Here is a 24,362-nt window from a genome sequence, read left to right as displayed (position 1 = left end):
CGTGGCGAACGTCCTCCCGTACCGACCCAAAGCGGGCGAGATCCCCACCGACCCCGGCGTCTACCGTTTCCGCGATGCGGAAGGGCGGGTGCTGTACGTCGGCAAGGCGAAGAACCTGCGGGCGCGCCTGTCGAACTACTTCGCGCCGCTCCACACCCTGCACGAACGCACCCGCCGCATGGTCACGACGGCGGCATCGGTCGAGTGGACGGTGGTGGCGACCGACGTCGATTCGCTCCAGCTGGAGTACATGTGGATCAAAGAGTTCGATCCGCCGTTCAACGTCCGCTACCGCGACGACAAGTCGTACCCGTTCATGGCGATCACCCTCGCCGACGAAGCGCCGCGGGTCATCGTCACCCGAAACCGGCGGATTCCCGGCGCGAAGTACTTCGGCCCCTATCCCAAGGTCTGGGCGGTGCACGAGACGATCGACCTGATGATCAAGGTCTTCCCGATCCGCACGTGCAGCGATTCGTCCTACAAGAAGGCGATGGCCTCGGGGCGTCCTTGCTTCCCCGGTCAGATCGGCCGCTGCGGCGGTCCGTGCTCGATGAAGGTCACCATCGAGGAGCACCGGGCGATGGTCGACGATTTCGTGGCGTTCATGTCGGGCGGTGACCAGCGTTTCGCTCGAGACCTGACCGCGCGCATGCGCGAGGCCGCCGCGGCGATGGACTACGAGTCTGCCGCCGTGTACCGCGACAAGCTGCAGGCGATCGATGCCGTCCTCAACAAGAGCGCGCTCGTGCTCGACGACGACATGGATGCCGACCTCTTCGGTATCGCCGAGGACGAGCTGGCCGCTGCCGTCCAGCACTTCGTCGTGCGCGGCGGCCGTATCCGCGGTGTCCGCGCGACGACGATCGAGAAGGAGATCGACATCTCGGGCGCCGATCTGGTCGATCAGGTGCTCCAGCGCACATATGGGGATGCTGCCGCCGCCGACATCCCACGCCACGTCTTCGTCCCGACACTGCCCGGCGACGCAGGAGAGCTGCAGCAGTGGCTCCAGACGCGCCGTGGCAAGCGTGTGACGATCCAGGTCGCGCAGCGCGGGCGCAAGGCCGACCTGATGAAGACCGCGAGCATCAACGCCCAGCAGGCCCTGATGCTCCATAAGACGCGCCGCACGAGCGACTACGTCGCGCGCAGTCAAGCGCTGACCGATCTGCAGGAAGCCCTCGGTCTCGACGAGGCTCCGTTGCGGATCGAGTGCTACGACGTCTCCCACCTGTCGGGCACCAACGTGGTCGCCTCGCTGGTCGTCTTCGAGGACGGGCTGCCCCGGAAAGACCAGTACCGCATCTTCGGTGTCAACGAGACGACGGATGACACCGACTCGATGTACCAGGTGCTCACGCGTCGCCTCGCCTACCTCGACCGACCCGATGAGGACGACGAGCCCATGCCCGACGCGACCGCAGACGGCGAGGTCGTCACAGCACGCAAGCGGCCCCGGTTCGCCTACCGCCCGCAGCTGCTGGTCGTCGACGGCGGCAAGCCACAGGTGGAGGCCGCGGCTCGCGCGCTCGCGGACGCCGGCCACACCGAGATCGCGCTCTGCGGCATCGCGAAGCGTCTCGAGGAGATCTGGCTGCCGGGGGAGGAGTACCCCGTGATCCTGCCGCGCACATCCGAGTCGCTCTACCTGCTGCAGCGTCTTCGCGACGAGGCGCATCGCTTCGCGATCGTCCATCAGCGCAAGCGCCGCAAACGCGACATCACATCGGTGCTCTCCGAGGTCCCGGGGCTCGGGGCGGCGCGCATCAAGGCGCTGCTACGCCATTTCGGCTCGGTGTCGAAGCTCAAGCAGGCCACCCCCGAAGAGATCCAGGAGCTACCGGGCATCGGGCCGCGCTTGGCCGATGCGATCCATCGGCACCTCGCGGACGGATAGGCTGGACGTCGGCGAGCGACAGGGGTGGTGACGGTGACCGACGAGGTTCCGGCGGGCGAGATTCTCATCGTCACGGGTATGTCCGGGGCCGGACGAACGACGGCGGCGAACGCCCTCGAAGACCTCGGCTGGTATGTCGTCGACAACCTGCCGCCGCAGATGCTGCGCCCGCTCCTGGAGCTCAGCGAGCTCGCGGGCAATGCGTTGCCGCGTGTCGCCGCGGTCGTCGACGTGCGCGGCGGTGAGCTGTTCGCCGCGCTGCCCGACATCACGCGGGCGTTGCGGCACGGGCGGGCTCTGCGGATCCTTTTTCTGGACGCGGCCGACGAGGTGCTCGTGCGCCGATTCGAGTCGGTGCGCCGACCGCACCCGTTGCAGGGCGACGGCACGCTGGTCGACGGAATCCGCCGCGAACGCGAACGCCTCGCCCCTATCCGCGAGAGCGCCGACGTCATCGTCGACACCTCGCGCGACAACATCCACCAGCTTGCGACCTACATCGCCGACCTGTTCGCCGACGACGGGGCAGCGCGGCACACCGTCACCGTCATGAGCTTCGGATTCAAGTACGGCCTCCCGCCCGATGCCGACCTCGTCGCGGACATGCGCTTCCTCCCGAATCCGTTCTGGAATCCCGACCTCAAGGCCCTCACCGGCGAAGACGAGGCAGTGCGTGACGAAGTGCTCTCGCACGACAACGCGCGCGAGTTCATCGATGCCTACGCCGCTGCCCTCGCCCCGGTCATGCGGGGCTACCAGGAGGAGAACAAGCGGCACTCGGTGGTTGCTGTCGGCTGCACCGGCGGCAAGCACCGCTCCGTCGTGACCGCGCGCGAGCTGGCTCAGCGGCTGTCCGGGCTCCCGGGTGTGGCGGTGCGACTAAAACACCGCGACCTCGGTCGCGAGTAGGCTGTTCCTTCGTCCCCCGAACCCCTGCCGAAGGAGCGCCGTGCCGCTGACCGCTGACGTCAAGACCGAGTTGGCTGCGATGCGCGACCCTCGACCCGCCGCGCGGGTCGCCGAGGTGACCGCGATCCTGCGCTTCGCGGGCGGTCTGCACTCGATCGCGGGCCGGGTTGCCGTCGAGGCCGAGGTCGACTCCGAGATCCTCGCGCGCCGCGTGGCCCGAGAGCTCGTCGAGATCTACGGCGTACGCCCCGAGCTGGCGCGCATCCAAGCCTCCGGCGGACGCGATGGTGCGACGTTCGCGGTCCGCGTCCGTGAGGGCGGTGAGACCCTGGCGCGCCAGACCGGCCTTCTCGACCAGAGGCGCCGACCGGTGCGCGGGCTCCCCAACCGCCTGACCACCGGATCCCGTCCCGACCTGGCCGCGCTGTGGCGCGGTGCCTTCCTCGCCGCCGGATCACTCTCGGACCCCGGCCGTTCGGCCGCCCTCGAGATCTCGTGCCCGTCGCCGGAGGCCGCCATGGCGCTCGTCGGTGCGGCTCACCGCCTGGGTATCGCAGCGAAGGCGCGCGAGGTCCGCGGGATCCCGCGCGTGGTCGTCCGCGACGGCGAAGCCATCCGTCAGACGCTCGCCGAGATGGGCGCCACCCGCACAGCGGACACTTGGGATCAGATGCGCCAGCGTCGCGAGGTGCGCGCCGGCGTGAACCGTCTCGTCAACTTCGACGACGCGAACCTGCGCCGCTCCGCGCAGGCCGCCGTCGCAGCCTGCGCGCGAGTCGAGCGCGCTCTCGAGATTTTGGGCGACGAGGTGCCGGACCACCTCAAGCAGGCGGGTGATCTGCGTCTGGCGCACCGCGACGCGAGCCTGGACGAGCTCGGCCACCACGCCGACCCGCCGCTCACCAAGGACGCGGTCGCGGGGCGCATCCGGCGCCTTCTCGCCATGGCCGACAAGAAGGCCGCCGCCGAAGGGTTGCCCGACACCGAGTCGGCGGTCCCCGCAGGTCTTTCCGACTGACCGGTCGCCGCCGCGTTACACCGCATTCCGAACGGGAAGCAACGGGGTGTGCAAAGCGTTGCCCCTCAATAGGATGAAAACGTCCACGAGGTGCGCGGTCGCGCGCCTTCGACAGCACGAGCCGCGCGCTGCGCGGTGCTGACAGGAGATAGAGAATGCCGAAGTACACCCTTCCCGAGCTCCCATACGATTACGCGGCCCTCGAGCCGCACATCAGCGGCAAGATCATGGAGCTCCACCACTCCAAGCATCACCAGGCTTACGTGACGGGCGCGAACACCGCCCTCGAGCAGCTCGCGGAGGCTCGCGAGACCGGCAACCTCGCCAACGTGAACAAGCTCGAGAAGGACCTCGCGTTCAACCTCGGCGGACACGTCAACCACTCCATCTTCTGGACGAACCTGTCGCCCGAGGGCGGCGGCGAGCCCGAGGGCGAGCTTCGCGCGGCGATCGACGAGTTCTTCGGCGGCTTCGACAAGTTCCAGGCCCACTTCACCGCCGCAGCCACAGGCATCCAGGGCTCCGGCTGGGCCGTGCTCAGCTGGGACCCGATCGGCGCCCAGCTGATCATCCAGCAGCTGTTCGACCAGCAGTCGAACACCGCACAGGGAACCGTCCCCATTTTCCAGCTCGACATGTGGGAGCACGCCTTCTACCTCGACTACCTCAACGTCAAGGCGGACTACGTCAAGGCCGCGTGGAACATCGCCAACTGGCAGAACGTCGCCGAGCGCTTTGTGACGGCTCGGGAGAAGACGGCCGGCCTACTCGCGTAGTAGGGTCATAAACAGGTGAGGATGCCGGGCTCCTCCCGGCAACGGGAGCCGAACCCGGCATCCTCTTCTTTTTCACCAGATCGCGTTTCGGTCAGCCAGCACGGGCTTTTCCGGCGCGACAAGAAACGGGAGACATCGTGTCTGTCAAGATCGGCATCAACGGCTTCGGCCGCATCGGACGCAACTACCTCCGCGCCGCCCTCGCTCAGGGCGCGGACCTCGAGATCGTGGCGGTGAACGACCTCACCGACAACAAGACCCTCGCCCACCTGCTCAAGTACGACTCGATCCTGGGTCGTCTGGACGCCGAGGTCACGTACTCGGAGGACTCGATCACGGTCGGCGGCAAGACCATCAAGGTCTTCGAAGAGCGCGACCCCGCCAACCTCCCCTGGGGCGAGCTGGGCGTCGACATCGTCATCGAGTCGACCGGCCGCTTCACCAACGCCGAGGACGCCAAGAAGCACATCGCGGGCGGCGCCAAGAAGGTTCTCATCTCGGCTCCCGCCAAGGGCGAGGACGGCACGTTCGTCATCGGCGCCAACGAGGATCTGTACGACCCCGAGAACCACAACGTCATCTCGAACGCGTCGTGCACGACCAACTGCCTCGCGCCGCTGGCCAAGGTCCTCAACGACGAGTTCGGCATCGTCAAGGGCCTCATGACCACGGTCCACGCGTACACCGCCGACCAGAACCTGCAGGACGGCCCGCACAGCGACCTGCGTCGCGCCCGCGCCGCCGCCCTCAACATCGTCCCCACCTCGACGGGCGCCGCCAAGGCCATCGGCCTGGTCCTCCCCGAGCTGAAGGGCAAGCTCGACGGCTTCGCTCTCCGCGTGCCCGTCCCCACCGGGTCGGCCACCGACCTCACGGTCGAGCTCGAGCGCGAGGTCACGGTCGAAGAGATCAAGGCCGCATACAAGGCTGCCGCCGAGGGACCGCTCAAGGGCATCCTGAAGTACACCGAGGACGAGATCGTCTCGAGCGACATCGTCACCGACGACCACTCCTGCATCTTCGACGCCGGCCTGACCCGCGTCATCGGCAACCAGGTCAAGGTCGTCGGCTGGTACGACAACGAGTGGGGCTACTCTAACCGCCTCGTCGACCTCACCGAGCTCGTCGCCAGCAAGCTCTGACGACCATGGCTCTGCGAACCCTCGATTCGCTGGGCCCGCTCGCAGGAAAGCGCGTCATCGTCCGTGTTGACTTCAACGTCCCCCTGAAGGACGGAGTCATCACGGACGATGGCCGCGTGCGTGCGGCATTGCCCACCATCGACCACCTCATCGGCCAGGGAGCTCGCGTCATCGCGTGCTCGCACCTGGGCCGCCCCGACGGTTCCCCCGACCCCAAGTACTCGCTCGAACCCGTCGCGCAGCGTCTGTCCGAGCTGCTCGGCAAGCCCGTCGCCTTCGCCGGCGACACGGTGGGCGAGTCGGCGCAGCAGGTCGTCTCGTCGCTCGGCGACGGCGACGTCGCGGTGATCGAGAACCTCCGCTTCAACGCGGGTGAGACGTCGAAGGACGAGACCGAGCGTCGCGCCTTCGCCGAGCAGCTCGCCGCCCTCGGCGACGTGCTCGTCTCCGACGGCTTCGGTGTCGTGCACCGCAAGCAGGCCTCGGTCTACGAGCTCGCGGAGATCCTTCCGTCGGCCGCCGGTTTCCTCATCGAGAAGGAGGTCGACGTCCTCGACCGCCTCACCGAGAACCCGGAGCGTCCGTACGCGGTCGTGCTCGGCGGGTCGAAGGTCAGCGACAAGCTGGGTGTCATCGAGCACCTTCTGCCGCGCGCCGACAAGATCCTCGTCGGCGGGGGCATGCTGTTCACGTTCCTGGCCGCGCTGGGAGACAAGGTCGGAAAGAGCCTCCTCGAGAGCGACCAGCTCGAGACGGTGAAGGGCTACATCGCCACGGCGAAGGAGCGCGGCGTCGAGCTCGTGCTCCCCGTCGACGCAGTGATGGCCTCCGGGTTCGCCGCGGATGCCGACCACGTGGTGGCCGCGGCTGATGCGCTGGAGGACACCGCGTTCGGCGCCGACGGCATGGGCCTCGACATCGGGCCGAAGACGGCGGAGCTGTTCGCCGAAGCCATCCGCAGCTCGCGCACGGTGTTCTGGAACGGTCCGATGGGCGTGTTCGAGATGCCGGCGTTCGCCGCGGGTACGCGCACGGTCGCTCAGGCGCTCACCGAGGTCGACGGCCTGTCCGTCGTCGGCGGCGGAGATTCCGCGGCCGCGGTGCGTCAGCTCGGGTTCTCCGACTCGTCGTTCGGTCACATCTCGACCGGCGGCGGCGCGTCGCTGGAGTTCCTGGAGGGCAAGAAGCTGCCCGGTCTGGAGGTGCTCGGATGGGCATGAATCGTATGCCCCTCATCGCGGGCAACTGGAAGATGAACCTCGACCACCTGCAGGCGGTGGCGTTCGTGCAGAAGCTGCACTGGACGCTGAAGGACGCCAAGCACGAGGACGACTCCGTCGAGGTGGCGGTCTTCCCGCCGTTCACCGACCTGCGCACGGTGCAGACCCTGCTCGACGCCGACAAGATCGCGTTCGCCCTCGGCGCCCAGGACCTCTCGACGAAGGACTCCGGCGCGTACACCGGTGAGATCTCGGGAGCGTTCCTCAAGCAGCTCGACTGCCGCTACGTGATCATCGGTCACTCCGAGCGGCGCGAGTACCACGCGGAGACCGACGAGGTCGTCGCGGCCAAGGTGCAGGCGGCCCTGCGTCACGGACTCGCTCCCGTGATCTGCGTGGGCGAGACCGCGGAAGACCTCGAGAAGCACGGCGCATCGGCTGTTCCGGTGGCGCAGCTCGAGACCGCTCTCGCTGGCGTGGCGGCGGATGCCGACATCGTCGTGGCGTACGAGCCGGTCTGGGCGATCGGCTCGGGCCAGGCCGCGACGCCGCAGCAGGCGCAGGACGTGTGCGCGAAGCTCCGCGAGGTCGTCGGATCGGTGCTCGGCGCGGACGCCGCCGCGCGCACCCGCATCCTCTACGGCGGATCGGTGAAGTCGGGGAACATCGCCGGCTTCATGCGCGAGCCCGATGTCGACGGTGCCCTCGTCGGAGGCGCGAGCCTCGTCGCAGACGAGTTCGCAGCGATCATCCGCTACCAGAAGCACGTCGGCGTGTGACGTCGTACGGCCCGGCGACCAACTACAGGTCGCCGGGCCGTACGCGTATCCGCGCAGGTGCTGGATATACTTGACCCTCGTGCGATCGGAACGATCGCCGGAAAGGTGACGACCACCGTGCAGATCCTCGAGTTCGTGCTGCAGGTGCTTCTGGGCATCACCAGCCTGCTCCTGACGTTGCTGATCCTGCTCCACAAGGGGCGTGGCGGCGGCCTGTCCGACATGTTCGGCGGCGGGATGAGTTCCGCGATGGGCTCATCGGGCCTCGCCGAGCGCAACCTCAACCGGTTCACGATCGTCCTCGCCCTGGCCTGGTTCCTCTCGATCGTCGCCCTCGGGCTCATCACGAAGTTCACGGTGCTCTGATGGCCACCGGAGGCAACGCGATCCGCGGCACCCGTGTCGGCGCCGGCCCCATGGGCGAGCAGGACCACGGTCACCACGCTGACCGCGTGGCGATCTCGTACTGGGACGCCCTCGGCAACGAGACCGTGCGCTACTTCGCCGCCGGCATCGCCGACGACGAGATCCCCGAAACGATCGACTCGCCCCATTCGGGGCTGCCGGCCGGCCGCGACAAGGCGAATCCGCCCGCTGTCGCCAAGACCGAGCCCTACAAGACCCACCTCGCCTACGTGAAGGAGCGGCGCACCGACGAGGAAGCCGAGCAGCTCCTCGACGAGGCGCTGCAGCAGCTTCGCGAGCGTCGCGGACTCAACTGACGCGACACCGTCGCGACGAACGAAGAGAGCGGATGCCACGGCATCCGCTCTCTTCGTTCGTGTCGTCGACGGTGTCAGTACTGGTCGTCGATGAGTTCCGGCGGCACCTGCGACGCCGTCGCCTCGTCGGTGAACAGGATCGTCCGGCGGGTGCCCTTCGCCCCGGCCGCAGGGACACTGTGATAGCTCGCACCGGCGAGGGCGAGGCCCAGTGCCGCCGACTTGTCGGGCCCGGCCAGCACCATCCAGACGCGCTTGGACGCGTTGATCACGGGACGAGTCAGGGTCACGCGGTCAGACGGCGGCTTCGGCGACTCGTGGACGGCTGCGACCGCGCTGTCGGTGATCCGGATCTCGCCGCGGTCGGGGAACAGCGACGCGATGTGACCGTCGGGACCGACGCCGAGGAAGCAGATGTCGAAGACGGGCCAGGCGACGTCGTCCGCTCCCGCAGCGGCGAGTTCCGCCGCGTAGGCGGTCGCGGCAGCTTCGGCATCCGGCACCTCGTCGGACGCGGCAATCGGATGCACGTTCTCCGCGGGGACGGCGATCGTGTCGAGGAATGCCCGGCGAGCGATCGCCTCGTTCCGGTCATCGCTCTCGCGCGGCACGAAACGTTCGTCGACCCACCAGAAGTGGACGCGTGACCAATCGACGCTGTCGCGATCGGTGTGGGCCCCCAGCCGTTCGAGCACATCGCCGATGATCCCGCCGCCGGCGAGTCCGACGTTGACGGTTCTCCCGTCCGCACCCCACTTCGCCACGCGATCGAGAAAGCGCGATGCGATGGAGCCCGTGAGGGTGTCGACGTCGGGGCTGATGACGACGCGTTTCTCGGCGGTGGGCATCTCAGGCGTCTCCTGCCGGTGAGCGGTGCAGCTGCGCCCAGCCGTCGGTGATGACACGGCCGTACAGGACATCGGGTCCGAGACGCCGTAGCTCTTCGGCGAGGCACTCGCGGAGCGTGCGGCGGGGGAGGACGAGGTCGTGCGACGGCTGGCCGGGCTGGGTCAGGGTGGCGTCGACCGTCGACGTCCGCTCGAGCAGGACGTCGCCGCTCGGGCGCTTCAGGCGCACGCTGCGGATGCCGTGCTCCCATTCCTCGCGAGGGGCATATTGCCAGTTCACCGGAACATCGAGCATCAGGCACAGCCACGCGGCGAGCAGGCCCGTCGACGGGGAGCTGCCGCTTCCGATGACCTCGACCTCGGTCACGGCGTCGTAGGGCGGCTGATCCAGCACGGCGGCGAGCTGCTCGCGCCAGTGCGTCAGACGGGTCCAGGCGAGATCGGTGTCGCCGGGCGCGTAGCCTGCACCGAGAGCGGCGAGTCGTCCGCTGTCGTAGGGAAGGGTGGCAGCATCCGTGATGCGGCGCTGCGCGATGCGGCCGATGGGGGACTGCGACGGGTCTGCCGGCGGGTGATCGGGCCACCATGCCACGACGGGGGCATCAGGGAGCAGCAGGCCCGTGATGAGGGCCTCGTCGTTGCTTGCTGCTCCGCCGCTGGCGCGCAGGACGATGACCTCGCTCGCGCCGGCGTCGCCGCCCACCCGGATCTGCGCGTCGAGCTTCGACTCGCCATCTGGGTTGGTGATCAGCACGATCACGCGCATGGGATGCTCGCGGGACGCGTCGTTCGCGGCCTCGATCGCGTCTTCTTCGAGTCCGTGCGAGGTCGCGATGACCAGTGTGAGCACGCGGCCGAGGGCGACCGCGCCGCCCTCCTCTCGCACGTTGACGAGTTCGCGGGCGATCTTCGACACGGTCGTGTCGGGCAGATCGACGATCATGGACGCCTCCAGACGCGGCCGTCGCGGGCCAGCAGCTCATCTGCGGAAGTGGGACCCCAGGAGCCCGGGGCGTACTGTTCGAGCGGGCCGCCCTGCTTCGCCCAGAACTCCTCCACGGGGTCGAGGATCCGCCACGACAGCTCGACCTCTTCGTGGCGCGGGAACAGCGGCGGGTCTCCGAGGAGGACATCCAGGATCAGGCGTTCGTACGCCTCGGGGCTCGACTCGGTGAACGCGTGGCCGTAGCCGAAGTCCATCGTGACGTCGCGAACCTCCGTGGCGGCGCCCGGGACCTTCGACCCGAAACGGATCGTGACGCCCTCATCCGGCTGAACCCGGATGACGAGGGCGTTCTGCCCGAGCTCGGTCGTCTGGTTGCGCAGGAACAGATGCTGCGGCGCACGCTTGAACACGACGGCGATCTCGGTGACGCGCCGGCCGAGACGCTTGCCCGTCCGCAGGTAGAACGGCACGCCCGCCCACCGCCGTGTGGCGATGTCGACCTTGATGGCCGCGTACGTCTCGGTCGTGGACTCCGGGTTCATGCCGTCTTCGGCGAGGAAGCCGGTCACCTCTTCGCCGCCCTGCCAACCGCCGGCGTACTGACCGCGAGCGGTCGCCGTCGACAGATCGTCGGGCAGCTGGACGGCCGCCAGGACCTTCTCCTTCTCGGCACGAAGGTGGTTGGCCTCCATGGAGATGGGCTCCTCCATCGCCGTCAGCGCGAGGAGCTGCAGCAGGTGGTTCTGGATGACGTCGCGCGCTGCACCGATGCCGTCGTAGTAACCGGCACGCCCGCCGACGCCGATGTCCTCGGCCATCGTGATCTGCACGTGGTCGACGTAGTTCGCGTTCCAGATCGGCTCGAACATCTCGTTCGCGAAGCGAAGGGCGAGGATGTTCTGCACCGTCTCTTTGCCGAGGTAGTGGTCGATGCGGAAGATCGAATCAGCCGGGAAGGCCACTTCGAGCGCGGCGTTCAGCTCGCGTGCCGTCTTCAGGTCGCTGCCGAACGGCTTCTCGATGACCACGCGCCGCCAGGTGTCGGCGTCGGCGTGCTCGTCGACCAGGCCCGAGTCCTTCAGCTGCTTCGCGACGATGGGGAAGTCCTTCGGCGGGATCGACAGGTAGAACGCGTGGTTGCCCATCGTCCCGCGATCCACGTCGAGCTTCTCGACGGTCTCGCGCAACCGGCTGAACGCGTCGGCGTCGCCGAACTCGCCCGAGACGAAGCGGATGCCCTGAAGGAGCTGCTTCCACGTCTCCTCCCGGAACGGCGTGCGGGCGTACTGCTTCACCGCGGAGTGCACGACCTCGGCGAAGTCCTGGTCCTCCCAGTCGCGTCGGGCGAACCCGACGAGGGCGAACCCCGGGGGCAGCAATCCGCGGTTGGCGAGGTCGTACACGGCGGGCATGAGCTTCTTGCGCGACAGGTCGCCGGTGACACCGAAGATCACCAGGGCGCTCGGCCCCGCGATGCGGTTCATACGACGGTCGTCGGGATCGCGCAGAGGGTTGTGGGCGCGCGAGATCTCCACGGTCATGGGAGGGGTCTTCCTACTGGGCGGCTTCGAAAAGGGTGAGGACCTCGGTTGCGGGGTCCGTCAGGGTGAGCGTGACGACCGGACGGCCGCGCTCGGCGAGGACTGCGGCGTCGCCGGAGGCCTGCGCTTCGATCAGTCGGCCGAACGTGAACGGCCGACCGGGAATCTCGAGGTCGACATCGGTTCGCTCGGTGATCTGGAGGAAGACGCCGTTCGCGGGGCCGCCCTTGTGATATTGACCAGTGGAGTGCAGGAATCGTGGTCCCCAGCCGAACGTGGTCGGGCGGCCGGAGTCCGCCGCGATCAGCTCGCGCACACCGGCCAGCTGCGGCACCGAGGTGCGATCGACGTACGCCTGCACGGCGACGTACCCGTCGGACGGGACGCTCTGCCACAGGTGCTCGAGGACGCCCGCCAGCGTGCGGTCTGCCGCGAGCGACGGGTCGGAGACCCGGACCTCGACACCGTTCTCGACGAACAGCGGTGCGGTGGGAGCAGGCTGTGCATCGAGCAGACCTCGCGCCGCAGTCTTGGCCGCCTCGACATCGGGCTGGTCGAACGGGTTGATCCCGAGCAGACGCCCGGCGATCGCGGTCGCGTACTCCCACACGAGGAACTGCGCTCCGAGCGACCCGCTGACGAGCACCTCGCCGGGATGCTGCTCGAGGATCTGGAAATGGACGGCGTCGCCGACGAGCCTGACGACCTGCAGGTCGTCGGGCAGCAGATCGAGCTCGGGGGAGAGCGGCGTCGCGACGACGGGCAGGATGCCGGTGCCGGCCTTTCCCGTCGACTCGGCGACCAGCTGCTCGATCCAGTCGGGGAGACCCACGATGTGGGTGCCGTCGCTGATGAGGGCGAGCTTGTCGCGGCGCGGCTCTCCGCCCGCGATCGCCGCAGCGAGCACGAGCGCGGGGTTGCGCGGATCGTCGACGGCCACCTCGAGCAGCGTCGCGTCGGCCTCATCGAGCAGCTGCCCGATGTCGGCTCCCGCGAGACCAGCCGGCACCAGCCCGAACGCGGTCAGGGCGGAGTACCGGCCCCCGACGGTCGGATCGGCGGTGAAGACCCGGTGCCCCGCTTCGCGGGCCTCGGCCTCGAGCGGCGAATCGGGGTCGGTGACGACGACGATGCGGTCGGCCGGGTCGATGCCGAGGTCGCTCCAGGCCGCGGCGAACGCGCGCCGGGCCGAGTCGGTCTCGACGGTCGACCCCGACTTCGACGACACGACGAGGACGGTCTCGGCGAGACCGCCCGTCTCGGCGTCGCCGTCGATAGCCGCCAGGACCTGCCCGGGCGCGGTGGAATCGAGGATCGTCAGCGGCACACCGTGGGTGCGTGCGATGACCTCGGGAGCGAGCGACGAACCGCCCATCCCGGCCAGCACGACCCGGGTGATGCCTCGGTCGACGAGCTCGGCGCGCAGCGCCTCGATCTCCGCGACGAGCGGGCGCGACACGGTGACGGCCTGCACCCAGCCGAGTCGGCGGGACGCCTCGTCCGCGGCATCCGGCCCCCACAGGTCGGCGTCACCCGCGGTGATGCCGCTCGCCACCAGATCGCTCACGAGTCGGGGCAGCGTCTGCTCGACGACCTCGGAGACGTGCCCCGAGACGTGGATCTCGAAGCTCAACGGGCGCTCTCCAGAGCCGCGGTCACCGTGCCCTGCAGGTCGTGCCACGACGCGATGAACTTGTCGACACCCTCATCCTCCAGCAGCTGGGTGACGTCATCGAGGTCGACGCCCACTGCCGCGAGGTCGTCGAAGACCTTGTGTGCGGCCTCGTACGCTCCGGTGACGGTGTCGCCCGAGATCACGCCGTGGTCGAAGGTCGCCTCGAGGGTCTTCTCGGGCATCGTGTTCACGGTGCCGGGAGCGACGAGCTCGGTGACGTAGAGGGTGTCCGGCAGGGCCGGGTCCTTCACGCCGGTGGAGGCCCACAGCGGACGCTGCAGGTTCGCACCGGCCGCGACGAGGTCCTGGGCGCGCTGCTCGGCGAACTTCTTCTCGAACAGCTCGTAGGCGAGGCGCGCGTTGGCGACACCGGCGAGCGACTTCAGCTCGTTCGCGGCATCCGATCCGATCGCCGTCAGGCGCTTATCGACCTCCGTGTCGACGCGCGACACGAAGAACGACGCGACCGAGTGGATGCCGCCCAGGTCGATGCCCGCGGTGCGGGCGCGCTCGAGACCGACGAGGTAGGCGTCGATGACCTCGCTGTAGCGCTCGAGCGAGAAGATCAGCGTGACGTTGACGCTGATCCCTGCTGCGATGACCTCGGTGATCGCGGGGAGCCCGGCCTTGGTCGCGGGGATCTTGATGAGAACGTTGGGCCGGTCGACCGCGGCCGCGAGCTTCTTCGCCTCGGCGATCGTCGCGTCGGTGTCGTGCGCGAGGTCGGGGGAGACCTCGATCGACACCCGGCCGTCGACGCCGCCGGTCTTGTCGAAGATCGGGCGGAAGATGTCGGACGCGTCGCGGACGTCCGTCGTGGTCAGCTCGAAGATCGTGTCATCGGTCGATGCTCCGGCCTTCGCCTGCGCCTCGATGGCCTCCTCGTATCCGACGCCCGCGCTGATGGCGGCCTGGAAGATCGAGGGGTTCGTCGTCACCCCGACGACATTGCGGGTGTCGATGAGCTCCTGCAGGTTGCCGGTCGTGATGCGCTGACGCGACAGGTCGTCGAGCCAGATGCTGACGCCGGCGTCGGAGAGATCCTGGGTGGGCGTGCTCATGCGTTGTTCTCCTCAACAGTTGCGCGGGCGGCCGCGACGACGGCCTCGGTGGTGATGCCGAACTTCTCGAACAGGGTCTGGTAGTCGGCCGACGCGCCGAAGTGGTCGATGCCGACCGAACGGCCGGTGTCGCCGACGATCGAGCGCCACAGCGGGGTGGCGCCGGCCTCGACGGACACGCGGGCCCGAACGGCGGCGGGGAGCACCGACTCGCGGTACGCCTCGTCCTGCTCCGCGAACCACTCCAGCGACGGCGCCGAGACGACGCGCGCCTGGATGCCGTCGGCCGCGAGCGCCTCGCGTGCCTCGACCGCCAGCTGGACCTCGGACCCGGTCGCGACGATGATCACGTCGGGCTGACCGCCCTCGGCGTCGATGAGCACGTAGGCGCCCTTCGCGACGCCGTCGGTGGTCGCGAAGCCGTCTTCACCGCGGGGGAAGACCGGGATGTTCTGACGCGTGAGCGCGATGCCAGCGGGGCCGCCCTGACGACGGAGCAGCTCGTGCCACGCCGCGGCCGTCTCATTCGCGTCGGCCGGACGGACGACGGTGAAGTTCGGGATCAGGCGCAGCGACGAGATCTGCTCGATCGGCTGGTGCGTGGGCCCGTCCTCGCCGAGGGCGATGGAGTCGTGCGTCCACACGTAGATCGAGGGGATGTTCATCAAAGCGGCCAGACGCACCGCGGGGCGCATGTAGTCGCTGAAGATGAGGAAGGTTCCGCCGAAGGCGCGCGTCTTGCCGTGCAGGACGATGCCGTTGACGATCGCACCCATCGCGTGCTCGCGGATGCCGAAGTGCAGGACGCGGCCGTAGGGGTCGCCCGACCACTCGTGCGTCGACCACTCGGTGGGGATGAAGCTCTTGCCCGACTTGATCGTCGTCAGGTTCGACTCGGCGAGGTCGGCCGAGCCGCCCCACAGCTCGGGGAGCTGGTCGGCGAGGGCGTTGATGACCTGTCCGCTCGCGGCGCGGGTCGAGACGGCCTTGCCCGCCTCGAACGCCGGGACCGAGACGTCGGCCGGCAGCTCGCCGGACTCGAGCCGGTCGAGCAGCGCCTTACGCTCGGGGTTGGCGTCGGCCCACGCGTCGAACGACTTCTGCCATTCGGCACGCTCCGCTGCGGCGCGCTCGGCGAGGGCGCGCGTGTGCTCGATGACGTCGTCGGCGACCTCGAAGCTCTTCTCGGGGTCGAAGCCGAGCACCTTCTTGGTAGCGGCGAGCTCGTCGGCGCCGAGCGCCGACCCGTGGATCTTGCCGGTGTTCTGCTTGCCGGGAGCCGGCCATCCGATGATCGTCTTGAGCACGATGAGGGACGGCTTGTCGGTCTCGCCCTTCGCGGCCTCGATCGCGGCGTAGAGCGCGGCGACGTCTTCGACGTACTCGCCCGTGCTCTTCCAGTCGACCGTCTGCACGTGCCAGCCGTACGCCTCGTAGCGTGCGGCGACATCCTCGGTGAAGGCGACGTTCGTGTCATCCTCGATCGAGATCTGGTTCGCGTCGTAGATCGCGATCAGGTTGCCGAGCTGCTGGTGTCCGGCGAGCGATCCGGCTTCAGCCGTGATGCCCTCCTGCATGTCGCCGTCGCTCGCGATCACATAGATGAAGTGATCGAACGGCGAGGTGCCCGCCGGCGCCTCGGGGTCGAACAGTCCGCGCTCGTAACGCGCCGCGTAGGCGAAGCCGACGGACGTCGCCAGGCCCTGACCGAGGGGGCCGGTCGTGATCTCGACGCCCTTGGTGTGGCCGTACTCGGGGTGTCCGGGAGTCAGCGACCCCCACGTGCGCAACGCCTTGAGGTCGTCGAGCTCGAGTCCGAAGCCGCCCAGATAGAGCTGCACGTACTGCGTGAGCGAGGAGTGCCCGGCCGACAGGATGAAGCGGTCACGTCCGAGCCAGTCGGTGTCCGCCGGATCGTGGCGCAGCACGCGCTGATAGAGGAGGTAGGCGGCAGGGGCCAGGCTCATGGCCGTACCCGGGTGGCCGTTGCCCACCTTCTCCACCGCATCCGCGGCCAGGACGCGGGCGGTGTCCACCGCGCGCCGATCGATCTCGTCCCAACGAAGTTCCGACACTCGGTCGCCTTTCTCGAGAGGCAGCGCCTGCGCATGCCGCTCCGCAGTCAGGAAGGGAGGGTTTCGGCGCCGGCGCGCGTATGTGTTCAGCATAGCGATGACGTCAGGCGGCGGGGGCACGGACGTCGTCTTGTGACGGTCGTGCTAGGGGCGGCTCCGCGGAGGCCACCGTCGGCGGATGCCCTAGACTGGACAGGTTCACAGCGGTGAGATGCGGGGAGCGATGGACATCACGACGACTGCGCGTTCGGCCTCTGTCGACACTTCTCGCGGAACGTCCTTCGGTGCCACGGTGCGCGCCTACGTCGCCCTCACCAAGCCGCGCGTGCTCGAGCTCCTCCTGGTGACGACCGTGCCGGTGATGATCCTCGCCGCCGGCGGCCTGCCGAACCTGTGGCTCGTGCTGGCGACGGTGGTCGGGGGAGCGATGAGCGCCGGATCCGCCGCCGCGTTCAACATGTACCTCGACCGCGACATCGACGCGCACATGAAGCGCACCGAGAACCGTCCGATCGTGACCGGCGAGGTCTCGGCCCGCGGGGCACTCGTCTTCGCGTGGACGCTCGCCGTGGCATCCACCGTCTGGCTCGCCGCGACGACCAACTGGGTCGCGGCATCCCTCAGCGTCTTCGCCATCTTCTTCTACGTCGTGATCTACACGATGATCCTCAAGCGTCGTACCGAGCAGAACATCGTCTGGGGCGGCATCGCGGGGTGCTTCCCGGTCGTCATCGGCTGGTCCGCCGTGACCGGCTCGCTCTCGTGGGCGGCGCTCATCCTGTTCGTGCTGGTGTTCCTCTGGACACCGCCGCACTACTGGCCGCTGTCGATGAAGTACAAGAACGACTACGACGAGGTCGACGTGCCCATGCTGGGCGCCACACGCAACGGCTCGCAGGTCGGACTCCAGGTCATCCTCTACGCGTGGGCGACAGTGGTGTGCTCGTTGCTGCTCATCCCGGTCGCGCCCATGGGACTCGTGTACAGCGTGTCGGCGATCGTCTTCGGCGGCTGGTTCCTCTACGAGTCGCACCGCCTGTACAACCGTGCGGTCCGCGGCGAGCAGGCTCGTCCGATGCGCGTCTTCCATGCGTCGATCACGTATTTGACGCTCGTCTTCGTGGCCATCGCGGTCGACCCGCTGCTGCCCTTCTGACGCCGCGCCAGGCTGCGCGCTGGCTTCGCTCTTCACCTGGCAGCTGCTGCCCGCTCCGCGGCCCTGTGGGGGCGTGTGCTGCCGGGTGAGCTCGCGGGGTTGGGCTCGGTTGGCGGTTGGCGCCGCTTCGCGGGGTGGGTGGGGGCGTGTGCTGCCGGGTGAGCTCGCGGGTTTGGGCTCGGTTGGCGGTTGGCGCCGCTTCGCGGGGTGGGTGGGGGCGTGTGCTGCCGGGTGAGCTCGCCGGGTTTGGGCTCGGTTGGCGGTTGGCGCCGCTTCGCGGGGTGGGTTGGGGCGTGTGCTGCCGGGTGAGCTCGCCGGGTTTGGGCTCGGTTGGTAGGTGGCGCCGCTTCGCGGGGTGGGTTGGGGCGTGTGCTGCCGGGTGAGCTCGCCGGGTTTGGGCTCGGTTGGTAGGTGGCGCCGCTTCGCGGGGTGGGTGGGGGCGTGTGCTGCCAGGTGAGCTCGCGGGGTTGGGCTCGGTTGGCAGGTGGGGTCGCTTCGCGGGCCGAGTGGGGGCGCTCGGTGACACATGAACCGCGGGATCGGCCGGCCCACGTGGCGGGTGATGCCGCTTCGGGGTGACGAGGCGCGACGGAGGGCTCGGGCTACGGGCGCACGAGCAGAACGGCCGCCCTCCGCACCCGGGGGCCCGGGCGGCGCGAAGGACGGCCGTTCTGGATGTCAGCGGCGCTGGTCAGCGCTGCTGCGCGTCATCGGACGGCGACTCGAGGGTCGAGGTCGCGGCCGTGTCGTGTGCCGAGATGCCAGCGGCGGGCACCGCGGTCGTCTCGGTCGAGGCGACGGGCTCCGAGGCGACGGGCTCCGAGACGACGGGCTCCGACGCGACGGGAGTCGTGGCGTCCGGGGCGGAAGCGCCGCGGTCGCGCTTGCCGGCGCCGCGCGCGGAGGTCGGGATCGCCGAGCTCACAGCCGCGGCGGCGAGGGCGAGGGCCAGCCCGACGACGCCGGCACCGACGAGGATGCCGCCGAACACGCCCCAGATCTGGCCGACGTACACGTCGACTCCCGTGGCGGTGTTGTCGAGGATGGTCGCCTCCATGTTGCTGAGCTTCTCGACCAGGATGTAGGCGCCACCGCCGATCGCGGCAACCGATCCGGCGACGAGAATCCAGAACGGGATGCTGCGGACGAGGCGGGGGTGAACGGTCATGGTGCTCCTTCGTGTCGCGACCGCTGTCGGCGGCCTCGAACACTCTGCGGGGTCGACCTCTGCGTGCCCCATACGAAGCCTATGAGGCTTCTGTGCGCGCGACCTCTCGTTCGGCGGCGGGCGTGGCGCTCGACAGCGGAGCTTTCAGCGACATCACGACGGCGACCATCGCAGACACGAGCGCGACCGCGAGCACCATGTGGATGTTGACGAGCACGATCGGCAGCCCCGTGCGCGCCTGCCAGAGCCCGACCGCGATCTGCAGCAGCTCGACGCCGAGCAGCAGACCGGTCCAGCGCTGCAGACCGGTCGTGCGGGGGAGGCGGATGGCCCCCGAGACCAGCACGAGCGTCAGCACGAGCGTGACGTAGGCCGGCCAGCTGTGCACGTGCTGCCAGAAGATCGGGTCGAGGCCGTTGCGCGCCGCGGCGTCGTCGCCGGCGTGCGGGCCTGCCCCGGTGAGGAGGATGCCGACGACGACCGTCACCGTGACGGCGAGCGTCGTGGCGTGCGTGGCGATGGCGTACGCGCGGGGAACGATGCGCACCCGCGGTCCGGGGGTGGCGTAGAGGCGCACGAGGAACGCGGTGGCGAGCGCGACCAGGGCGGCCGAGATGAGGTAGTGCAGACCCACGATGCTGGGGTGCAGGTGCAGCCACACCGTGATGCCCCCGACGACGGCCTGCACGATGATCCCGAGTCCGACGAGGAAGCTCAGCACGGGGAGTTCGCGTCGTGTCGCACGCAGTCGGATCACCGAGAGGAACGCCAGCAATGCGACGACGACCAGCACGCCGGTGAGGGTGCGGTTGCCGAATTCGATGACGCCGTGGATGCCCATCTCAGGGGTCGGGGTGAGCGAGCCCTCAGTGCAGTAGGGCCAGGTCTCGCATCCCATGCCCGACCCGGTCAGGCGAACGAGGCCGCCGGTGCCGACGATCCCGATGTTCGTGATGACGAGTAGCCACCCCATGACGCGCGTCCAGCGCGTGATGGCGGTCGGCATGATCGTCGCGACGAGTCCGGGGCGGGTTCGGACCTGTGTCATCGGAGTCCTCCGCGAGGCGCTCGATTCGCGCCTCGTACGTTCCGGGCAGGCCCGCGGGTGGGGGCGTTGCCTGTAGAATCGGGTGTGTTCGGGATGGCGGCGCGTGTGCACGTCGTCCCTCACAGTCTAGGCGCGGCATCCGCGTCCATCAGGCCCGCGAATCGGCATCCCCGTCCACGTGACTCCCGTCGGAGTCGGGAATGCCGGGACGGATGACACCGTTGCGGTGCGAAGAGGAGGAAAGTCATGTCGGATGTGCTGATCGACCGACCGGAACTCGAAGGCCTGGGGGTGTACGAGTTCGGCTGGCACGACACGGATGCCGCAGGCGCTGTCGCGCAACGCGGCATCAACGAGGACGTCGTCCGCGGGATCTCGGCTCTCAAGAACGAGCCGGAGTGGATGCTGAAGACCCGTCTGAAGGGTTATCAGCTGTTCGGCCGCAAGCCGATGCCGACATGGGGCGCCGACCTCAGCGACATCGACTTCGACAACATCAAGTACTTCGTGCGCTCGACGGAGAAGCAGGCGCAGTCATGGGAAGACCTCCCGGCTGAGATCCGCGAGACGTACGAGAAGCTCGGCATCCCCGAGGCCGAGCGGCAGCGCCTCGTCGCCGGTGTCGCGGCGCAGTACGAGTCCGAGGTCGTGTATCACCAGATCCGCGAAGACCTCGAGGCGCAGGGCGTCATCTTCATGGACACCGACACAGCGCTCCGTGAGCACCCGGAGTTCTTCGAGGAGTACTTCGGCACCGTCATCCCGGCCGGCGACAACAAGTTCGCCGCGCTGAACACGGCCGTCTGGTCGGGCGGGTCGTTCGTCTACGTCCCCAAGGGCGTCCACGTCGAGATCCCGCTGCAGGCCTACTTCCGGATCAACACCGAGAACATGGGCCAGTTCGAGCGGACGCTGATCATCGCCGACGAGGACAGCTACGTCCACTACATCGAGGGATGCACCGCGCCGATCTACAAGAGCGACTCGCTCCACTCGGCGGTTGTCGAGATCATCGTCAAGAAGAACGCCCGCGTTCGCTACACGACGATCCAGAACTGGTCGAACAACGTGTACAACCTCGTCACCAAGCGTGCGGTCGCGCACGAGGGCGCGACGATGGAGTGGGTCGACGGCAACATCGGATCGAAGGTGACGATGAAGTACCCGTCGATCTACTTGATGGGCGAGCACGCCAAGGGCGAGACGCTCTCGGTGGCCTTCGCCGGTCCCGGTCAGCACCAGGACGCGGGCGCCAAGATGATCCACATGGCGCCGTACACGCAGTCGTCGATCGTGTCGAAGTCGATCGCACGCGGCGGCGGCCGGGCCGGCTACCGCGGCGAGGTGCGGGTCGATGCGAACGCGCATCACTCGGCGAACACCGTGCGGTGCGATGCCCTGCTCGTCGACACCATCTCGCGATCCGACACCTATCCCGCGATCGACATCCGCGTCGACGACGTCCAGCTCGGCCACGAGGCCACCGTGTCGAAGGTCTCCGAGGAGCAGCTGTTCTACCTCATGAGCCGCGGCATGCCCGAGGACGAGGCGATGGCCATGATCGTGCGCGGGTTCATCGAGCCGATCGCGCGTGAGCTCCCGATGGAGTACGCCCTCGAACTCAACAAGCTCATCGAGATGGGCATGGAAGGCAGCGTCGGCTGATATGACGAGCGTCACCCAGGCCCCCGCCACCGGCGAGAAGGGCCACATCGACCCTGCGGCGGCATTCGTGCCGATCCAGACGCGGTCCGAGCGGCCGGCGTCGTACGACCCGGCCGACTTCGCCACCCCGACGGGCCGCGAGGTCAACTGGAAGCACACACCGATCGATCGACTGGCTCCGCTTCTGGTGGACGAGCCCGGCCCGACGGGGGTCGTGTCCGTCGAGGTCAGCGCCCCGGCGGAGGTCGAGCAGGCTCGGCTCCGTGTCGGCGACGCGCCCCGGGGCGAGGTGTTCCGTCCGGAGGATCTGCCGAGTGCCATCGCGTGGTCGCAGGAGCACGAGGCTCCGCTGCTGCGGATCCCGGCGGGCGTCGAACTGAGCGAGCCGGTGGTCGTCAGCCTTCGGGGCAACGGCGGACTCGCGCACGCCCACGTCGTGATCGAGGCCATGCCGAACGCACGCGGAACGGTCATCCTGCGCCACGAGGGCACCGCCGCACATGCGCAGAACGTCGAGATCATCGCTCGCGACGGCTCGGCCCTGACGGTCGTCTCGCTGCAGCGCTGGGATGACGACGCCGTGCACGCCGCGGCGCACCAGGCGCGCGTCGACCGCGACGCCTCGCTCACCCACGTCGTGGTGAGCCTCGGCGGCGCGGTGGTCCGCGTGAACCCGTCGCTCGAACTCGCGGGCTCCGGCGCCGAGGGACGCATGTACGGACTGTCGTTCGCGGATGCGGGACAGCATCTCGAGAGCCAGGTCTACCTCCATCACAAGGGCCCGCAGACCGTCGGCGACGTGCTCTACAAGGGCGCGCTGCAGGGCGAGAGCGCCCACAGCGTGTGGATCGGCGATGTCCTGATCGGCCCGGATGCCGTGGGCACCGACTCGTACGAGGCGAACCGCAATCTCGTCCTCACCGACGGCGCCCGAGCCGACTCGATCCCGAACCTCGAGATCGAGACCGGTGACATCCGGGGCGCCGGCCACGCCAGCGCGACCGGACGATTCGACGACCAGCAGCTGTTCTACCTGCAGGCGCGCGGCATCCCCGAGGCTGAGGCGCGTCGTCTCGTCGTGCTCGGCTTCCTCGCCGAGATCGTCCAGAAGATGGGCGTCGACGAGCTGGCCGACGAGCTGTTGGAGGCCATCGAGGCCGAGCTCGCCGCCGGAGCCGGCGCGTGACCGCGCAGAAGGTCCTGAAGCTCAGCGAGCTCGAGCAGGACACCGCTGTGCGCGTCGTCATCGACAAAGTCCCCATGGCCGTCGTGCTCGACGGCAACGGCGAGGTGCACGCGATCGGCGACACCTGCACCCACGGCGACATCTCGCTCGCCGAGGGTTTCGTCGAAGGTGACACGCTGGAGTGCTGGGCCCACGGCTCGGCGTTCTCATTGCGCACCGGCGCACCGCTGAATCTCCCGGCCTACGAGCCGGTCCCCGTTTACGAGGTCACGATCGACGGGGACGACATCCTCATCGATCCCGCCGTGACCCGCGATGTGAAGTGAAGTAAGGAACCCGACATGTCTGTTCTCGAGATCCGCGACCTGCACGTGACGGTCGAGACCGAGGCGGGGCCCACCCCGATCCTCAACGGTGTCACCCTCACGGTGCGCACCGGCGAGACCCACGCGATCATGGGGCCCAACGGCTCCGGCAAGTCGACGCTCGCCTACGCGATCGCCGGTCACCCCAAGTACACCGTCACCGGCGGCTCGATCACGCTCGACGGCGAGGACGTCCTCGAGATGTCCGTCGACGAGCGCGCTCGTGCGGGCCTCTTCCTCGCGATGCAGTACCCGGTCGAGGTGCCCGGCATCACGGTCACGAACTTCCTCCGTACCGCCAAGACGGCCGTCGCGGGAGAGGCGCCGGCGATCCGGTCGTGGACGAAGGATGTCAAGCAGGCGATGGCCAACCTGCGCATGGACCCGAAGTTCGCGCAGCGCAACGTCAACGAGGGCTTCTCGGGCGGCGAGAAGAAGCGCCACGAGATCCTCCAGCTCGAGCTGCTCAAGCCGAAGATCGCGGTGCTCGACGAGACCGACTCCGGTCTCGATGTCGACGCGCTCAAGATCGTCTCCGAGGGCGTGAATCGGGCGAAGTCCGAGACCGACCTGGGCGTGCTGTTGATCACGCACTACACCCGCATCCTGCGCTACATCCAGCCGCAGTTCGTCCACGTCATGGTCAAGGGCCGCATCGTCGAGGAAGGCGGCCCCGAGCTCGCCGACCGACTCGAAGAAGAGGGCTACGACCGCTTCCTCGACGCCGACGCCCCCGTCGACGCGTAAGATCGTTACATGACCGCAACACTCGCGCCCGAGAAGTACGACGAGGTCACCGAGGCCCTCAAGGACGTCATGGACCCCGAGCTGGGGATCAACGTCGTCGACCTGGGTCTCATCTACGACCTCGCGTGGGACGACGAGAACGACGCTCTCATCATCCACATGACGCTGACGTCGGCGGGCTGCCCGCTGACCGACGTCCTCGAGGAGCAGACAGCACAGGCCCTCGACGACGTCGTGGATCGCTTTCGCATCAACTGGGTGTGGATGCCGCCGTGGGGCCCCGAGCGGATCACCGACGACGGCCGCGACATGATGCGCGCCCTCGGTTTCGCGATCTGACGGAACTCCGGAGACGAAAGCCCTCGTGACCGCCCCTCGGCGGCGACGGGGGCTTTCGTCATGCGGCGACACCTTC

General features: G+C 68.6%; 23 protein-coding genes. 15 read left to right on the top strand and 8 right to left on the bottom strand.

The genetic code is table 11. The annotated features are described in order from the left end of the window. Position 1: 1 nt before the first annotated feature. From uvrC to ACU6RU_RS07735, 9 genes are all read left to right on the top strand, one after another. Positions 2–1,900, top strand: a complete 1,899-nt coding sequence (gene uvrC, locus ACU6RU_RS07775) for an excinuclease ABC subunit UvrC (RefSeq protein WP_446726244.1) — start codon at positions 2–4, stop codon at positions 1,898–1,900. A gap of 33 nt (positions 1,901–1,933) precedes the next feature. Continuing rightward, positions 1,934–2,809 carry an RNase adapter RapZ gene (rapZ, locus tag ACU6RU_RS07770; protein ID WP_120264336.1) on the top strand — a complete coding sequence of 292 codons (876 nt, stop codon included), beginning with the start codon at positions 1,934–1,936 and terminating at the stop codon, positions 2,807–2,809. Between the two features lie 40 nt (positions 2,810–2,849). After that, on the top strand, positions 2,850–3,827 hold the full coding sequence (gene whiA, locus ACU6RU_RS07765; protein WP_023951475.1) for a DNA-binding protein WhiA: 978 nt from the start codon (positions 2,850–2,852) through the stop codon (positions 3,825–3,827). Between the two features lie 155 nt (positions 3,828–3,982). After that, a complete protein-coding gene (locus ACU6RU_RS07760; RefSeq protein ID WP_120262937.1) occupies positions 3,983–4,603 on the top strand; it encodes a superoxide dismutase in 621 nt (206 codons plus the stop codon). A 137-nt stretch (positions 4,604–4,740) separates the two neighbouring features. Continuing rightward, positions 4,741–5,745, top strand: a complete 1,005-nt coding sequence (gap, locus tag ACU6RU_RS07755) for a type I glyceraldehyde-3-phosphate dehydrogenase (RefSeq protein ID WP_094261864.1) — start codon at positions 4,741–4,743, stop codon at positions 5,743–5,745. A gap of 5 nt (positions 5,746–5,750) precedes the next feature. Continuing rightward, positions 5,751–6,965, top strand: coding sequence for a phosphoglycerate kinase (locus ACU6RU_RS07750; protein WP_289331250.1), 1,215 nt, complete (start codon positions 5,751–5,753; stop codon positions 6,963–6,965). After that, the gene (gene tpiA, locus ACU6RU_RS07745) at positions 6,956–7,744 is read left to right on the top strand and encodes a triose-phosphate isomerase (RefSeq protein ID WP_120262935.1); all 789 of its coding nucleotides are present in this window, start codon (positions 6,956–6,958) and stop codon (positions 7,742–7,744) included. The genes ACU6RU_RS07750 and tpiA overlap by 10 nt, the downstream gene beginning before the upstream one ends. Before the next feature lie 117 nt (positions 7,745–7,861). Further along, a complete protein-coding gene (secG, locus tag ACU6RU_RS07740) occupies positions 7,862–8,110 on the top strand; it encodes a preprotein translocase subunit SecG (RefSeq protein ID WP_036304945.1) in 249 nt (82 codons plus the stop codon). Then, positions 8,110–8,466 carry an RNA polymerase-binding protein RbpA gene (locus ACU6RU_RS07735; RefSeq protein WP_120262934.1) on the top strand — a complete coding sequence of 119 codons (357 nt, stop codon included), beginning with the start codon at positions 8,110–8,112 and terminating at the stop codon, positions 8,464–8,466. Before secG ends, ACU6RU_RS07735 begins: the two co-directional genes overlap by 1 nt. Before the next feature lie 74 nt (positions 8,467–8,540). Here ACU6RU_RS07735 and pgl read toward each other — a convergent pair whose 3' ends face one another. The 6 genes from pgl to tkt are packed head-to-tail and all read right to left on the bottom strand — an operon-like array spanning position 8,541 to position 16,612. After that, the gene (gene pgl, locus ACU6RU_RS07730; RefSeq protein WP_120262933.1) at positions 8,541–9,314 is read right to left on the bottom strand and encodes a 6-phosphogluconolactonase; all 774 of its coding nucleotides are present in this window, start codon (positions 9,312–9,314) and stop codon (positions 8,541–8,543) included. 1 nt (position 9,315) lies between these two features. After that, on the bottom strand, positions 9,316–10,257 hold the full coding sequence (locus ACU6RU_RS07725) for a glucose-6-phosphate dehydrogenase assembly protein OpcA (protein WP_120262932.1): 942 nt from the start codon (positions 10,255–10,257) through the stop codon (positions 9,316–9,318). Continuing rightward, the gene (zwf, locus tag ACU6RU_RS07720) at positions 10,254–11,801 is read right to left on the bottom strand and encodes a glucose-6-phosphate dehydrogenase (protein ID WP_120262931.1); all 1,548 of its coding nucleotides are present in this window, start codon (positions 11,799–11,801) and stop codon (positions 10,254–10,256) included. Before zwf ends, ACU6RU_RS07725 begins: the two co-directional genes overlap by 4 nt. 13 nt (positions 11,802–11,814) lie before the next feature. After that, positions 11,815–13,434: a glucose-6-phosphate isomerase gene (locus ACU6RU_RS07715; protein ID WP_446726243.1), complete on the bottom strand. Its 1,620-nt coding sequence runs from the start codon at positions 13,432–13,434 to the stop codon at positions 11,815–11,817. After that, positions 13,431–14,537 carry a transaldolase gene (gene tal / locus ACU6RU_RS07710; protein ID WP_120262929.1) on the bottom strand — a complete coding sequence of 369 codons (1,107 nt, stop codon included), beginning with the start codon at positions 14,535–14,537 and terminating at the stop codon, positions 13,431–13,433. The genes ACU6RU_RS07715 and tal overlap by 4 nt, the downstream gene beginning before the upstream one ends. Beyond that, positions 14,534–16,612: a transketolase gene (tkt, locus tag ACU6RU_RS07705; RefSeq protein WP_289331253.1), complete on the bottom strand. Its 2,079-nt coding sequence runs from the start codon at positions 16,610–16,612 to the stop codon at positions 14,534–14,536. The genes tal and tkt overlap by 4 nt, the downstream gene beginning before the upstream one ends. A 223-nt stretch (positions 16,613–16,835) precedes the next feature. On the opposite strand from tkt, the gene ACU6RU_RS07700 reads away from it, so the two are divergent. Further along, entirely contained in the window at positions 16,836–17,768 is a 933-nt protein-coding gene (locus tag ACU6RU_RS07700; RefSeq protein WP_120262928.1) for a heme o synthase, read from the top strand. A 691-nt stretch (positions 17,769–18,459) separates the two neighbouring features. Here ACU6RU_RS07700 and ACU6RU_RS07695 read toward each other — a convergent pair. Both ACU6RU_RS07695 and ACU6RU_RS07690 read right to left on the bottom strand, forming a co-directional pair. Next, positions 18,460–18,936, bottom strand: coding sequence for a dinucleotide-utilizing enzyme (locus ACU6RU_RS07695; protein ID WP_446726242.1), 477 nt, complete (start codon positions 18,934–18,936; stop codon positions 18,460–18,462). A 79-nt stretch (positions 18,937–19,015) separates the two neighbouring features. Continuing rightward, the gene (locus tag ACU6RU_RS07690) at positions 19,016–19,984 is read right to left on the bottom strand and encodes a COX15/CtaA family protein (RefSeq protein WP_446726241.1); all 969 of its coding nucleotides are present in this window, start codon (positions 19,982–19,984) and stop codon (positions 19,016–19,018) included. A 246-nt stretch (positions 19,985–20,230) separates the two neighbouring features. Here ACU6RU_RS07690 and sufB point away from each other — a divergent pair, with 246 nt between their 5' ends. The 5 genes from sufB to ACU6RU_RS07665 are packed head-to-tail and all read left to right on the top strand — an operon-like array spanning position 20,231 to position 24,286. Continuing rightward, complete coding sequence (gene sufB / locus ACU6RU_RS07685; RefSeq protein WP_120262925.1) at positions 20,231–21,649, top strand: Fe-S cluster assembly protein SufB; 1,419 nt, start codon at positions 20,231–20,233, stop codon at positions 21,647–21,649. A gap of 1 nt (position 21,650) precedes the next feature. Beyond that, positions 21,651–22,835, top strand: a complete 1,185-nt coding sequence (gene sufD / locus ACU6RU_RS07680) for a Fe-S cluster assembly protein SufD (protein WP_120262924.1) — start codon at positions 21,651–21,653, stop codon at positions 22,833–22,835. Beyond that, positions 22,832–23,161 (top strand): non-heme iron oxygenase ferredoxin subunit, encoded by a 330-nt coding sequence (locus ACU6RU_RS07675; RefSeq protein WP_120262923.1) that lies wholly within the window; start codon positions 22,832–22,834, stop codon positions 23,159–23,161. Before sufD ends, ACU6RU_RS07675 begins: the two co-directional genes overlap by 4 nt. 15 nt (positions 23,162–23,176) lie before the next feature. Continuing rightward, complete coding sequence (gene sufC, locus ACU6RU_RS07670; RefSeq protein ID WP_120262922.1) at positions 23,177–23,947, top strand: Fe-S cluster assembly ATPase SufC; 771 nt, start codon at positions 23,177–23,179, stop codon at positions 23,945–23,947. A 9-nt stretch (positions 23,948–23,956) separates the two neighbouring features. Beyond that, positions 23,957–24,286 (top strand): metal-sulfur cluster assembly factor, encoded by a 330-nt coding sequence (locus tag ACU6RU_RS07665; protein ID WP_120262921.1) that lies wholly within the window; start codon positions 23,957–23,959, stop codon positions 24,284–24,286. Positions 24,287–24,362 lie beyond the last annotated feature (76 nt).

This window comes from Microbacterium sp. F1-18, from assembly GCF_052921305.1.
The sequence above is the reverse complement of the archived record's forward strand: the minus strand, read 5'-3'. Positions and strand labels throughout refer to the sequence as shown.

What these genes read in the sequence shown, in the direction of transcription:
- ACU6RU_RS07760 (WP_120262937.1), top strand. Translation starts at nt 3,983, where the DNA reads ATGCCGAAGTACACCCTTCCCGAGCTCCCATACGATTACGCGGCCCTC.
- ACU6RU_RS07750 (WP_289331250.1), top strand. Translation starts at nt 5,751, where the DNA reads ATGGCTCTGCGAACCCTCGATTCGCTGGGCCCGCTCGCAGGAAAGCGC.
- tpiA (WP_120262935.1), top strand. Translation starts at nt 6,956, where the DNA reads ATGGGCATGAATCGTATGCCCCTCATCGCGGGCAACTGGAAGATGAAC.
- ACU6RU_RS07735 (WP_120262934.1), top strand. Translation starts at nt 8,110, where the DNA reads ATGGCCACCGGAGGCAACGCGATCCGCGGCACCCGTGTCGGCGCCGGC.
- pgl (WP_120262933.1), bottom strand. Translation starts at nt 9,314, where the DNA reads ATGCCCACCGCCGAGAAACGCGTCGTCATCAGCCCCGACGTCGACACC.
- ACU6RU_RS07725 (WP_120262932.1), bottom strand. Translation starts at nt 10,257, where the DNA reads ATGATCGTCGATCTGCCCGACACGACCGTGTCGAAGATCGCCCGCGAA.
- zwf (WP_120262931.1), bottom strand. Translation starts at nt 11,801, where the DNA reads ATGACCGTGGAGATCTCGCGCGCCCACAACCCTCTGCGCGATCCCGAC.
- tal (WP_120262929.1), bottom strand. Translation starts at nt 14,537, where the DNA reads ATGAGCACGCCCACCCAGGATCTCTCCGACGCCGGCGTCAGCATCTGG.
- ACU6RU_RS07700 (WP_120262928.1), top strand. Translation starts at nt 16,836, where the DNA reads ATGGACATCACGACGACTGCGCGTTCGGCCTCTGTCGACACTTCTCGC.
- ACU6RU_RS07695 (WP_446726242.1), bottom strand. Translation starts at nt 18,936, where the DNA reads ATGACCGTTCACCCCCGCCTCGTCCGCAGCATCCCGTTCTGGATTCTC.
- ACU6RU_RS07690 (WP_446726241.1), bottom strand. Translation starts at nt 19,984, where the DNA reads ATGACACAGGTCCGAACCCGCCCCGGACTCGTCGCGACGATCATGCCG.
- sufB (WP_120262925.1), top strand. Translation starts at nt 20,231, where the DNA reads ATGTCGGATGTGCTGATCGACCGACCGGAACTCGAAGGCCTGGGGGTG.
- sufD (WP_120262924.1), top strand. Translation starts at nt 21,651, where the DNA reads ATGACGAGCGTCACCCAGGCCCCCGCCACCGGCGAGAAGGGCCACATC.
- sufC (WP_120262922.1), top strand. Translation starts at nt 23,177, where the DNA reads ATGTCTGTTCTCGAGATCCGCGACCTGCACGTGACGGTCGAGACCGAG.
- ACU6RU_RS07665 (WP_120262921.1), top strand. Translation starts at nt 23,957, where the DNA reads ATGACCGCAACACTCGCGCCCGAGAAGTACGACGAGGTCACCGAGGCC.